The organism is Dolomitihabitans soli, from assembly GCF_022213955.1.
Classification (GTDB): domain Bacteria; phylum Actinomycetota; class Actinomycetes; order Streptosporangiales; family Streptosporangiaceae; genus Streptosporangium_A; species Streptosporangium_A soli.
The window spans coordinates 48637-60444 of record NZ_JAKNTW010000028.1 but is presented as its reverse complement, the minus strand read 5'-3'; the positions used below and the strand labels follow the sequence as shown (position 1 = coordinate 60444).

General features: G+C 70.8%; 11 protein-coding genes. 8 read left to right on the top strand and 3 right to left on the bottom strand.

What is annotated here, in order from left to right:
• Positions 1-35: 35 nt before the first annotated feature.
• Positions 36-563 (top strand): DivIVA domain-containing protein, encoded by a 528-nt coding sequence (locus MBA17_RS37855; protein WP_238502415.1) that lies wholly within the window; start codon positions 36-38, stop codon positions 561-563.
• Here MBA17_RS37855 and MBA17_RS37850 read toward each other — a convergent pair.
• Positions 553-2016 (bottom strand): PucR family transcriptional regulator, encoded by a 1464-nt coding sequence (locus MBA17_RS37850; RefSeq protein ID WP_238502413.1) that lies wholly within the window; start codon positions 2014-2016, stop codon positions 553-555. The genes MBA17_RS37855 and MBA17_RS37850 overlap by 11 nt on opposite strands.
• 115 nt (positions 2017-2131) lie before the next feature.
• Here MBA17_RS37850 and speB point away from each other — a divergent pair, with 115 nt between their 5' ends.
• The 5 genes from speB (at position 2132) to MBA17_RS37825 (ending at position 6879) form a co-directional block, all read left to right on the top strand.
• Complete coding sequence (speB, locus tag MBA17_RS37845; RefSeq protein WP_238502411.1) at positions 2132-3067, top strand: agmatinase; 936 nt, start codon at positions 2132-2134, stop codon at positions 3065-3067.
• 281 nt (positions 3068-3348) lie between these two features.
• Positions 3349-4011: a cyclase family protein gene (locus MBA17_RS37840; RefSeq protein ID WP_238502410.1), complete on the top strand. Its 663-nt coding sequence runs from the start codon at positions 3349-3351 to the stop codon at positions 4009-4011.
• A gap of 251 nt (positions 4012-4262) precedes the next feature.
• Complete coding sequence (locus tag MBA17_RS37835; protein WP_238502409.1) at positions 4263-5219, top strand: methionine ABC transporter ATP-binding protein; 957 nt, start codon at positions 4263-4265, stop codon at positions 5217-5219.
• A 217-nt stretch (positions 5220-5436) separates the two neighbouring features.
• On the top strand, positions 5437-6036 hold the full coding sequence (locus MBA17_RS37830; protein ID WP_238502539.1) for a methionine ABC transporter permease: 600 nt from the start codon (positions 5437-5439) through the stop codon (positions 6034-6036).
• A gap of 12 nt (positions 6037-6048) precedes the next feature.
• Positions 6049-6879, top strand: a complete 831-nt coding sequence (locus MBA17_RS37825) for a MetQ/NlpA family ABC transporter substrate-binding protein (RefSeq protein WP_238502408.1) — start codon at positions 6049-6051, stop codon at positions 6877-6879.
• A gap of 292 nt (positions 6880-7171) precedes the next feature.
• On the opposite strand, the gene MBA17_RS37820 is transcribed toward MBA17_RS37825, so the two are convergent.
• Positions 7172-8332: an AI-2E family transporter gene (locus MBA17_RS37820; RefSeq protein WP_238502407.1), complete on the bottom strand. Its 1161-nt coding sequence runs from the start codon at positions 8330-8332 to the stop codon at positions 7172-7174.
• 132 nt (positions 8333-8464) lie between these two features.
• Positions 8465-8959 carry an Lrp/AsnC family transcriptional regulator gene (locus MBA17_RS37815; protein WP_238502406.1) on the bottom strand — a complete coding sequence of 165 codons (495 nt, stop codon included), beginning with the start codon at positions 8957-8959 and terminating at the stop codon, positions 8465-8467.
• Between the two features lie 199 nt (positions 8960-9158).
• Here MBA17_RS37815 and MBA17_RS37810 point away from each other — a divergent pair, with 199 nt between their 5' ends.
• Both MBA17_RS37810 and MBA17_RS37805 read left to right on the top strand, forming a co-directional pair.
• On the top strand, positions 9159-10592 hold the full coding sequence (locus MBA17_RS37810; protein ID WP_238502405.1) for a gamma-aminobutyraldehyde dehydrogenase: 1434 nt from the start codon (positions 9159-9161) through the stop codon (positions 10590-10592).
• Between the two features lie 29 nt (positions 10593-10621).
• Positions 10622-11767 carry an ABC transporter ATP-binding protein gene (locus MBA17_RS37805; RefSeq protein WP_238502404.1) on the top strand — a complete coding sequence of 382 codons (1146 nt, stop codon included), beginning with the start codon at positions 10622-10624 and terminating at the stop codon, positions 11765-11767.
• Positions 11768-11808 lie beyond the last annotated feature (41 nt).

Genomic DNA, 11808 nt, shown 5'->3' with positions numbered 1-11808 from the left:
GTAGTGCGTCACATTCCCGACGGAGGGCGGCGGTCGTGAATCGCTTTCCACGTGTGCTGGGCGTACGCGCCGGATATGACCCCGCGCAGGTCGACGCCTTGGTCCGCCGGATCGAGGGCACGCTGGGCAGAGGCACGCTGGACGGCGACGAGGTCACCGCCGACGAGATCCGCCTCACCAGGTTCCGCACCAGGCGAGGCGGCTACCACGAGAAGGCCGTCGACTACGCGCTCGAAGCCTTCATCGTGGCGATCGAGACCCGCGCCCCGGAAGAGCCCGCGCCGGCCGCCGAGACGTCGTTGGAGGCGGAGGCCGTGAAGGTCGAGCGGGCGGCGTTCCGGCCGGGACGGCTGGGCATGGGCTACGACGAGGACGAGGTCGACGCCTTCCTCGACCGGATCGTGGCGACCCTGCGCGGCACCACCGACCAGCGGGTCTCGGCCGACGACGTGCGGTCGGCCACGTTCAGCACCGTCATGCTGCGGGCCGGTTACGCGGTCGGCGACGTCGACGCGTTCCTCACCGGGGTCGCCGGCGTGCTGGAACAGCGGGTCACTCGATGAGACCGATCTGGCCGGCCGCGTGGACGGCCAGCCACACCTCGGCGAAGTCGCCGGTGGAGGTCAGGTTCCGGCCCGTCAGCTCGCCGAACCTGCGCAGCCGGTAGGCCAGCGTGTTGGGGTGGACGTGCAGGGCCCTGGCGGCGTCCTCGACCCGCCGGTCCCGTTCCATCCAGGTCCGGACCGAGCCGAGCAGGTTGGAGCCGTGGTCCGCGTCGTAGCGGAGCACCTCGCCCAGCACGTGATCCACCAGCCCGGACAGCACCGCCGGATCGTCGGGCAACCAGCGTCCCGTGGTGTCGTCGCCGTACAGGACCAGGGCGTGGCCGGCCTCGCCCGCCCGCGCCGCCGCCCAGACCGCCTCGCGCTGCGGCACCCTGAGCGACGAGCCGGCCGGGAAGGGGCGGCTCGCTCCCGCCGTGACCCCGGGCACCCCCGCCAGCAGGTCCCGGATCCGGGGTGAGTCGGCGGTCAGCACGTAGAGGTCGTCGCGGCGGCGCAGCACCAGATGGGGATGGCCGGTGAAAAGGTGCGGGAGGGCGTCGTCGGTGACCCCTCGCACCACGAAGAGCACCAGGTCGCCGTTGGCGGCGAGGCCGAGCCGGAAGAGCCGCCGCCGGATCAGGGGCGGGTCGAGCACGTCCTGCAGCATCTCGGCCAGGACCTCCGCTCCCTCGCGGCGGAGCGCCTCGTGTTCGTGGCGGGCCATCACCACCTGCAGGGCCGCGACGGTCGCGATGTGCTGCACCACCGCGAGCCCGGCGGGGCGGGCGCCCTCCCGCTCGAACGCCACCAGGAACCCCGCGGGCCCGCCGGGCGCGGGAACCGGCAACACGAATCCGCCGGGGATCGTGGGCGGCGCGTCGGGGGAGTCGGGCAGTATCGCCGGGTCGGGCACGGGCACGCCGGGCAGCAAGGGCAGGCCCTGCGGCGTGCACAGGAACACCTCATACCCCGACAGCCGCTCCAGCCTCTTGAACAGCGTGCTCGTGTCGAGATCCTCGGCGGCGAGCCAGCGCAGCGCACCGAACACCTGGAGCTGGGCGCCGAGCCGCTGCCGCGCGTCCTCCTGCACGGCCGCGGCCACCTCCTGCGCGACCGCGATGAACGGCACCGCCAGCGGCACCTCCAGCACCGGGATCCCGCGCTCCTCGGCCGCGGCGAAGAAGGCGTCGTGCAGCGGCGGCATGTGCAGCTGGGCCGACAGCGCCAGCGCGGAGACCCCGGCGTCGTCCAGCCGTTCGAGGTAGGCGCGCTGACGGGCGGCGGTACGCGGGATCGCCATCCCGGTCGTCATGATGACCTCGGCTCCCAGCAGCCACGGGGTCGGATCGTCGAGTTCGCTGGGGTGTGCCCAGGACACCGATCGGGACAGCCCGGCCTCGCCCGCGAGCACCCGGAGCTGGAGGGCGGGGAAGCGGACCAGATCTTCCACCGTGAGTTTGTCGCCAACCACAAGACACACCGTAACGCTTCATGGCCACACCACTTGTCCCCGCCCCGTCGCTCTGCCGAGACTGGCAGGAAGGCGTGGGAGACCATCCCACCTGATCGAAAGGAACACCGTCTCGATGAACGAGCCCCGCGGGCCCGTCGACTCCTCTCGTGTACCCCGTTTCGCGGGGCCTGCCACCTTCGCCAGGCTGCCGCGTCTGGACGAGGTGGACCATTGCGACGTGGCCGTCGTGGGCGTGCCGTTCGACAGCGGCGTTTCGTACCGTCCGGGAGCCAGGTTCGGCCCTTCGGCCGTGCGCGAGGCGAGCCGGCTGCTCCGCCCGTACCACCCCGGCCTGGACGTCTTCCCGTTCGCCGCCCAGCAGGTAGCCGACGCCGGCGACATCGCGTGCAATCCCTACGACATCAACGAGGCCGTCGAGGCCATCGAGCACATGGCCGGCGCCATGGACGCCAAGCTCGTCACCATCGGCGGCGACCACACGATCGCGCTGCCGCTGCTCCGCTCCGCCGCCAGGAAGCACGGCCCGGTCGCCCTGCTGCACTTCGACGCGCATCTGGACACCTGGGACACCTACTTCGGCGCCGAATACACCCACGGCACCCCGTTCCGCCGCGCGGTCGAGGAGGGCATCCTGGACACCGAGGCGCTCAGCCACGTCGGCACCAGGGGCCCGCTGTACGACCGCCGCGACCTGGACGAGGACCGCCGGCTCGGGTTCGGCGTCGTGACCAGTGCCGACGTGCTGCGCCGGGGCGTGGACGAGGTGGTGGACGCGCTCCGGCAGCGCATCGGCGAGCGCCCGCTCTACATCTCCATCGACATCGACGTGCTCGACCCGGCGCACGCCCCCGGCACGGGCACCCCGGAGGCGGGCGGCTTGACCAGCAGGGAACTCCTGGAGATCCTGCGCGGCCTGGCCGGCTGCGACCTGGTGGGCGCGGACGTGGTCGAGGTCGCCCCGGCCTACGACCACGCCGAGATCACCTCGATCGCGGCCTCCCACCTGGCCTACGACCTGATCAGCCTGCTCGCGTCGGCGAAGCGCTGACCGTTGCGCCGACCGAAGCGCCGAACCGCCGAACCGCTGACCGTTGCGCGTCGGAGTCGTCGCCGCGGTTCCAGATCAAGTACGGCAGGCCACCCCGGCGCCCTTCGCCGCCGCCAGTGGCAGGTCGTGGGCACATGGCACTCGCCCCGGGTGGCCGAGCGCCGTTACAACGGGTCGTCGGAGTGGTCCTTCGCTGCCGAACCCGCACATCCGCGGCGGGCGCGCCGGTCACGCGTCCGGTCGGCCCGCCGGCACCTGGTCAGTGGATGCGAGGATTGAGCATGCTCGTCGATCTCTCGGTGCCCATCGTCTCCGGCATGCCCGTCTATCCGGGCGACCCGGAGGTGTCGATCCGCCCGGCGCTCACCGTCGCGGCGGAAGGCGTCAACGTCCTCGGCCTTCACCTGGGCTCCCAGTCCGGTACCCACGTCGACGCGCCCTTTCACATCGACGACTCCCTCCCCACGCTCGACGAGCTCCCGCTCGACCGTTTCCTCGGCCCGGCCGTCGTTGCCGACGCCCGGGGCCTGCCGGCCGGTTCTCCGATCGATGCCTCCCTCGTCGCCCCCCTGCTCCGCCCGGGAGTGATCCTTCTGATCGCCACCGGCTGGTCGGCCCACTGGGGTCAGGACGAGTACCTCGCGCACCCTTGGCTCACCCCGGAGGCGGCCACCTTGATCGTCGACGCCGGCGTCCGCACCGTCGCCGTCGACGCGCTGAGTGTCGACCCGACCTCTCCGGCGTCCGCGTCGCCCACGGATCCGCTTGCCGCTCATCGCATCCTGTGCGGCGCGCACGCCGTGATCGCCGAGAATCTGACCGGTCTGGCTCCCCTGATCGACGCCCAGTCGGCCGGCCGTCCCCTCGAGGTCTCCCTGCTGCCCATCCGCCTCGCCTCGGCCGACGGCGCGCCCATCCGTGCCGTCGCCCGCATCTCCGTCTGACCCCGTGACCTGCGGGGCCCGGCTTGCCGTACGGCGGAGACCGTGCGTGTGAGGTGGGCCACATCACAGCGGGTCAAGGGAATTGTGCGGGCGGGGCCGGTGGTTGAGTGCGTGGTGAGCGAGGTTCGCGTGTCGGGACGGGGCGAGTTCGCAGGCCACGATGGTCTGTGTCGTCGCCGGCTGGGCTGAGGCCCGATCCCCGCGTGAAAGAGAGTGCATGAGTCCGTGCCTATTTCAGATAAAACCTACCTGTGATTAAGCTAACTGATCTCCGCAAGGTGTACGAGAACGGCGTCGTCGCGATCGACGGCGTCGACCTCGGCGTGGCCGAAGGCGAGATCTTCGGGGTGCTGGGGCAGAGCGGCGCCGGGAAGAGCACGCTGCTGCGGTGCGTGAACCTGCTGGAGCGGCCGACGAGCGGCACGGTGCAGGTGGACGGGCAGGAGCTGTCGGGGCTCGGCCGGGCGGACTTGCGCAGGGCACGGCAGCGGATCGGCATGATTCACCAGCATTTCGCGCTGTTGTCGTCGCGTACCGTCGCCGGGAACGTGGCCTTCCCGCTGGAAGCCGCGGGGGTGCCGCGTGCGGAACGGGCGGCGCGGGTGGCGGAACTGCTGGAGCTCGTCGGGCTGGCGGACAAGGCGGGGGTGCATCCGGCGCAGCTCTCGGGCGGGCAGAAGCAGCGGGTCGGCATCGCCAGGGCGCTCGCGGGACGGCCGAGCGTGCTGCTGTCCGACGAGGCGACCAGCGCGCTCGACCCGGCCACCACGCAGTCGATCCTCGCCCTGCTCAAACGGCTCAACCGGGAGCTGGGGCTGACGATCCTGCTGATCACCCACGAGATGCACGTGGTCAAGAGCATCTGCGACTCGGTCGCGATCATGAGCGAGGGGCGGATCGAGGAGGCGGGCCGGATCTCGGATCTGATCGCCACCCCCGGCGCCCGGCTCACTCGCGAGATCTTCCCGCTGCCCGAGCCCGCCCCCGCGGGCACCGTCACCGTGACCTTCGCCGGGCAGGCGGACGAGCCGGTGATGTCGGCGCTGGTACGCAAGTTCGACGTCGACGTGAACATCCTCGGCGGATCTCTGGAGGAGCTCCAGGGCGCTCCGGTGGGCCGCCTGAGGATACGTCTCGACGGCAAGGGCGCGGCGGACGCCCTGGCGTACGTGCGCGAACGCGGCCTGCTGGTGGAGGTGGCGGCGTGAGCGCGCACGGGGTGTCTCGGGGCGGTGCGGAGCGTCGTGGTGCGAGCGTTGGCGGGTCGTCTCGTGATGGTGCGGGGCGGCGTGGCGTCAACGGGTGCGGGGTGTTCCGGGGTGGCGTGAGTTCGGGTGGATCGACGAGGGGTGCCGGGGGAGTGATGGTGTGAGCGGGGAAGAGCTGGTTTCCGCATTGCTGGAGGCCACCGGGGAGACGGCTCAGATGGTCGTCTGGTCGACGTTGCTCACCGTGCTGTTCGGGTTGCCGCTCGGGGTGTTGCTGGTCACCACCGAACGGGGTGGCCTGACGTCGGCTCCGCCGGTGAAGGCGGTGCTGGGGGCGGTCGTCAACGTGGGACGGTCGTTGCCGTTCATCGTGTTGATGGTGGCGATCCTGCCGTTCACCCGTCTGGTCACCGGTACGACCATCGGCACGGTCGCGGCGGTGGTGCCGTTGACGCTGGGGGCCGTGCCGTTCTTCGCGCGACTGGTGGAGACGGCGCTGCGCGGGGTGGATCGCGGAGTCGTCGAGGCGGCGCAGGCGATCGGCGCCGGCCGTACGCGGATCGTGGCGCGGGTATTGCTGCCCGAGTCGGTGCCCGGCCTGGTCGCGGGGCTGACCGTGACGATCGTCGCGCTGATCGGCTACTCCGCCATGGCGGGGGCGATCGGCGGCGGCGGTCTCGGCGACCTGGCCGTCCGCTACGGCTACCAGCGTTTCGACACCGCAGTAATGATCATCACGGTCGTGGTGCTCATCGTGATCGTGCAAGTTATCCAGAGCCTCGGCGACCTGGTCGCGCGCAGGCTTTCGCACAGATAGGAAGTGTTCGGGGTGCGTAAAATCATCGGGGGCGTGGCGATCGCCGTGCTGTCACTGGCGCTCACCGCGTGCGGGGGAGGTGGCACCTCGGCGCAGCCCGCGTCGCAGGGGTCCACCATCAAGATCGGGGCCAGCCCGACGCCGCACGCGCAGATCCTCAAGTACGTCCAGGACAACCTGGCGGCCGGGGCCGGGCTCAAACTGGAGATCGTCGAGTTCAACGACTACGTCCAGCCCAACGTGCAACTGCAGGAGGGCGAGCTGGGCGCGAACTACTTCCAGCACAGGCCCTACCTGGCGGACTTCGTGAAATCCAAGGGCGGCGAGGAGCTGACCTTCCTGCAGCCGGTGCACCTGGAGCCGCTGGGCCTCTACTCCCAGAAGATCAAGGCCGTCGGCGAGCTGGCCAACGGCGCGAGCGTCGGGCTGCCCAACGACGCGACCAACCTCGGCCGCGCGCTGAAGCTGCTTGCGGACAACGGCCTGCTGACGTTGAAGGAAGGGTCCGGCACCGCCGCCACCGAGCGCGACGTCACCGCCAACCCGAAGAACCTGGAGCTCAAGCCCCTTGAGGCCGCCCAGCTCCCACGTTCCCTCCAGGACGTCGACGCCGCCGTGATCAACGGCAACTACGCGCTGGAGGTCGGCCTCAAGCCCGCCACCGACGGCCTGGCCGTGGAGAAGGCGGCGGGCAACCCCTACGCCAACGGCCTCGTGGTCCGCGCCGACCAGGCAGGCGACGCCAACCTCAAGAAGCTCGCCGGACTCCTGGCCGGCCCCGAGGTCAAGAAGTACATCGAGGACACCTACGGCGACGGCGCGGTGATCCCCGCCCAGTCGTGACCCTGGGAGGCAGGCAGTCGTGGAGCCGCCATGGGAGTCGGCGCGGCGAACGCGCTCGACCTCGCGGGCGGTGAACCCCCGGTCGGCGCACCCATGCCCGTGCGCCGGCTCCCGGCAGGGTCGTGCACCTGATGCCCACCGGAGCACAGGCACTGCGACCGCGACCTGTATGACAAGTTCGGCATCGAGCGAGGTGCCGGTGCATCTGATGCCCACCGGAGCACAGGCACTGCGACCCGCTCGCCCGCCGAGCCTGAAGCCGGTCCCGGTGGCCCGCGCCACCGGGGCCGGTTCAGGTCTCGGCGGGGGCGGGGCGGCTGCGTTTGACGAGGGCGACCAGGACGGCGGCGACCGGGGCGGCGAGGAAGGCGCCGATGATGCCGGCGAGGACGCTGCCGATCGTGATGGCGAGCAGGATGAGGGCGCCGGGGAGCTCCAGGGCGCGGCCGTAGATCTGCGGGGCGAGGACGTGTCCCTCGATCTGCTGGACCAGGACGGTGACCGCCACCACGATCAGCGCGACCAGCCACCCCTTGGCGACGAAGGCCACGACGGCGGCGAGCAGGCCGGCCAGGAACGCCCCCACCACCGGCAGGAACGCGCCCACGAAAGTCAGTACGGCGAGCGGGAGCGCGATGGGCACGCCGAGGATCCACAGGGCGATGCCGATGAAGAAGCCGTCCACGAAGCCGACGAGGGCGATCCCCCTGACGTAGCGGCCGATGACGTCGAAGGTGACCGAGCCGGCGTCCTGGAGGCGGTCGCGGGCCGCTGCCGGAAAGAGGTCGGTCAGCCAGCGGAAGAGGTGGTCGCCGCTGTGCAGGAAGTAGATGGACAGGACCATCGCCACGATCAGGCCGATCAGGATCTCGCCCAGCGTCTTGGCCCCGGCGAGGGCGCCGCTGGCGATCTGTGAGCCGCGCTCGCTGATGTACTTGCTGGCCTGGTTGAACAGGTCGGCGAGGCGTTGGTCGTCGAGGCCGAAGGAGACGGCCACGGTGTGCAGGTCGGTGGTGGCCTTGCCGAAGCTCGACTGCAGCTCGGCCAGCCCGGCCACGGTGGGCGGGACGAGCAGCGCGACGAGCCCGGCGAACAGCAGCAGGCCGCCGCCCCAGGCGAGCGTGGTGGACAGCGCCCGGTTCATCCCGTGCCTTCTGAACCGCTTGTCGAGCGGGTGCAGCATGGCCGTGATGAACACCGCGAGGATGACCGAGATGACGACGGTCTGGATCAGCACGAGCACGTAGAGGATCACCCCGGCGAGGGCGATGATCCCGAGCAGCCACCAGGCGCCTTCACCGGCCCGCCGCAGCCCGCCGGTCCGCTGGTCGTTCTTCGCCCGCGCCGCCCGCAGCTCCGCGGCGCCGGCCTGCCGGGCGCCGGAGGGCGGTCGCGGCTCATCGGGGACGCCCCGGTCTCGCGGCTCCCCTCGCGCGCTCGGATCCTCCTCCATGACACGCACCCTTCCCCGTGCGCGCCGCCGCAATCGGCGGGTCCGGGTCCAGCGAGGCTTTCCCCGGTGCCGCGCCGCCGCGACCGGCTCCGGCGAGGCTTCCCCCTGCGCACCGGCCGTGTGGGGAGTCGGTTAGCGGGTGCCCCAGGAGTAGGTCTGTTTGCGCAGTTTGAGGTAGACGAAGGTCTCGGTGGCGCGGACCGTCGGGATGGCGCGGATCTTGCCGAGGATCTCCAGGAGATGCTGGTCGCCCTCGCAGACGACCTCCACCATGATGTCGAGCGACCCGGCCGTCAGCACCACGTAGTCGATCTCGTCGATGGCGGCGAGTTCGTCGGCCACGGTCTCCAGGTCGCCCTCGCACTTGATGCCGATCATGGCCTGGCGGGGGAAACCGAGGGTGAGCGGGTCGGTGACCGCGACGACCTGCATGACGCCCGCGTCGAGGAGCCGCTGGACGCGCTGGCGGACGGCGGCCTCGGAGAGGCCCACGGCCTTGCCGATGGCGGCGTACGGCTTGCGCCCGTCCTGCTGCAGCTGCTCGATGATCCGCTTGGAGAGGTCGTCGAGAACGACGGCACCCTGCCGGGACTCGTTACCCTGGCGGATCTTCGGCGGCGTGGACATGCGGGCATCCTCTCTGACGGGCCGCTGTTGCGGGAGGGGTGCCGCCATGTTGCGGCCCTGGTGCGACATGTTGTCAGTTTCGGGCCTTCTGTCAAGCGATTCCGTAGCAATTTGGTATCTTCGCCACGAAATCCCTTGTCGCATACCATGTGTTCTGACACAGTCACGGCAAATCAGCCACCCTAGGAGGAGGTCAACGTTGACCACCCGTCTGCAGAACTTCGTCAACGGGGGGTTCGTCGACGCTCAGAGCGGCCGATTCTCCGAAGTCATCGATCCCTGCACGGGGGAGGGCTACCTTCAGGCGCCGATCTCCGGGCAGGCCGACGTCGACGCGGCGTACGCCGCCGCGGCCACGGCGTTCGAGTCCTGGGGCAGGACCACGCCGGGCGAGCGCTCGACCCTCCTGCTGAAGATCGCCGACGCGATCGAGGCCAGGGCCGACGAACTGGTCGAGGCCGAGTGCCGGAACACCGGCAAGCCCCGCGCCCGGATGAGCGAGGACGAGATCCCGCCCGCGGCCGATCACTTCCGGTTCTTCGCCGGCGCCGCCCGCACCCTTGAGGGCCCGACCTCCGGCGAGTTCCTGCCCGAGCACACCTCGGTGATCAGGCACGAGCCCATCGGCGTCGTCGGCCAGGTCACGCCGTGGAACTACCCGGTGATGATGGCGGTCTGGAAGATCGCCCCGGCGCTCGCCGCCGGCAACACGATCGTCCTCAAGCCCTCGGACACGACCCCGGTGGCCACGCTCAAGATGGCCGAGATCCTCGGTTCCGTCCTGCCGCCCGGCGTGTTCAACGTCATCGCGGGCGACCGGGAGACGGGCGCGCTGGTCGTGGGGCACCCGACGGCGCAGATGGTGGCGATCACCGGTTCGGTGGGCGCGGGCATGCAGGTCGCCAAGACCGCGGCCGACGACCTCAAGCGGGTCCACCTGGAGCTCGGCGGCAAGGCCCCGGTCGTCGTCTTCGACGACGTCAAGGACCTCAAGGCGACCGCGGCGGCCATCGCCGAGGCCGGACTCTACAACGCCGGCCAGGACTGCACCGCGGCCTGCCGGGTGCTGGTCCAGGACAGCGTGCACGCCGAGTTCGTCGAGGCGCTCGCCCAGGCCGCCGCGGCCACCAGGACCGGCGACCTGTCCGATGAGGACGCCCTGTACGGCCCGCTGAACAACGCCGCCCAGCTCGCCCGGGTCGAGGGCTTCTTCGAGCGGGTCCCCGCCCACGCCAAGGTCGTCACCGGCGGCGCCCGGATCGGCGAGAAGGGCTACTTCTTCGCCCCCACCGTCGTCGACGGCCTGGAGCAGGACGACGAGATGGTCCAGACCGAGGTCTTCGGCCCGGTCATCACCGTCCAGACCTTCAGCGACGAGGCCGACGCCCTGACCAAGGCCAACGGTGTGAAGTACGGCCTGGCCAGCTCGGTGTGGACCGCCGACCACGGCCGCGCCATGCGGATGTCGAACCGGCTGGACTTCGGCGTGGTGTGGGTGAACACGCACATCCCGTTCGTCTCGGAGATGCCGCACGGCGGCTTCAAGCACTCCGGGTACGGCAAGGACCTGTCGGTCTTCGGCCTGCACGACTACACGCGGGTGAAGCACGTCATGCACTACATCGGCGAATAGGTCACGGCGACGAAGAGGACGGCCTGGATATGAGCGATACCCAGGCGGGCACGGGGGCGGCGGCCGCCGCCCCCGGACTCTCCCCGGTCCCCGCCATCGAGCTCGACGGGGTCGTCAAGGAGTACGTCGCGCGCGGTGAGGTCGTCCAGGCGGTGCGGGGCGTCACGCTCGGCATCGCGGCGGGGGAGTTCTTCTCCCTGCTGGGGCCTTCCGGGTGCGGCAAGACCACCACGATGCGGATGATCGCCGGGTTCGAGGAGCCCTCGCGCGGCGCGGTCCGCCTGCACGGGCACGACGTCACCGACGTGCCGCCCGACAAACGCGACGTCAACATGGTGTTCCAGTCCTACGCGCTGTTCCCGCACATGGACGTGCGGGAGAACGTCGCCTTCGGCCTGCGCCGCAGGAAGGTGGCGGAGGCGGAGATCCGGCGCCGGGTCGGCGAGATGCTGGAGATCGTCGATCTGACGGGGCGGGAGAAGCGCCGCCCCAGGGAGCTGTCGGGCGGGCAGCAGCAGCGGGTCGCGCTGGCCAGGGCCCTGGTCAACAAGCCGCGTGCGCTGCTGCTCGACGAGCCGCTCGGCGCGCTGGACCTCAAGCTGCGCCAGGCCATGCAGGTCGAGCTCAAGCGGATCCAGCGCGAGGTCGGCGTCACCTTCGTCTACGTGACGCACGACCAGAACGAGGCGCTCACCATGAGCGAGCGGATCGCCGTCATGAACGACGGTCTGGTCGAGCAGCTCGCCACGCCGCGCGAGGTCTACGAACGTCCGGCGACGCCGTTCGTGGCCGGTTTCATCGGCACCTCCAACCTGCTGACGGGCACGGTCGAGCGGATCGACGGGAGCACCGCCGTACTGCCGCTCGGGGCCGGCGGCCGGGTGCTCGTCGAGCGGGGCGGCCGCCAGGCGGGTGACGCGGTCGTGGTGACCGTACGGCCGGAGAAGATCACGATTTCCGCGGGCGAGCCGGAGGGGAATCTCAGCGCGGTGCGGGGCACCGTGTCCGAGGTGGTCTACCTGGGCACCTCCACCAGCTATGCCGTGGGCCTCGCAGGGGGCGAGGAGGTCACGGTCTTCCAGCAGAACGCGCACGACGGCATCACCACCGCGGAAAGGGGGGACTCGGTCTGGCTGTCGTGGCAGCAGCAGTACTCGTACGCGATAGGAAGTTGAACCCCCCAATGGATCTTCGTAACGACCCCGCCTTCCTCCGT

What these genes read in the sequence shown, in the direction of transcription:
- speB (WP_238502411.1), top strand. Translation starts at nt 2,132, where the DNA reads ATGAACGAGCCCCGCGGGCCCGTCGACTCCTCTCGTGTACCCCGTTTC.
- MBA17_RS37840 (WP_238502410.1), top strand. Translation starts at nt 3,349, where the DNA reads ATGCTCGTCGATCTCTCGGTGCCCATCGTCTCCGGCATGCCCGTCTAT.
- MBA17_RS37830 (WP_238502539.1), top strand. Translation starts at nt 5,437, where the DNA reads ATGGTCGTCTGGTCGACGTTGCTCACCGTGCTGTTCGGGTTGCCGCTC.
- MBA17_RS37820 (WP_238502407.1), bottom strand. Translation starts at nt 8,332, where the DNA reads ATGGAGGAGGATCCGAGCGCGCGAGGGGAGCCGCGAGACCGGGGCGTC.
- MBA17_RS37815 (WP_238502406.1), bottom strand. Translation starts at nt 8,959, where the DNA reads ATGTCCACGCCGCCGAAGATCCGCCAGGGTAACGAGTCCCGGCAGGGT.
- MBA17_RS37805 (WP_238502404.1), top strand. Translation starts at nt 10,622, where the DNA reads ATGAGCGATACCCAGGCGGGCACGGGGGCGGCGGCCGCCGCCCCCGGA.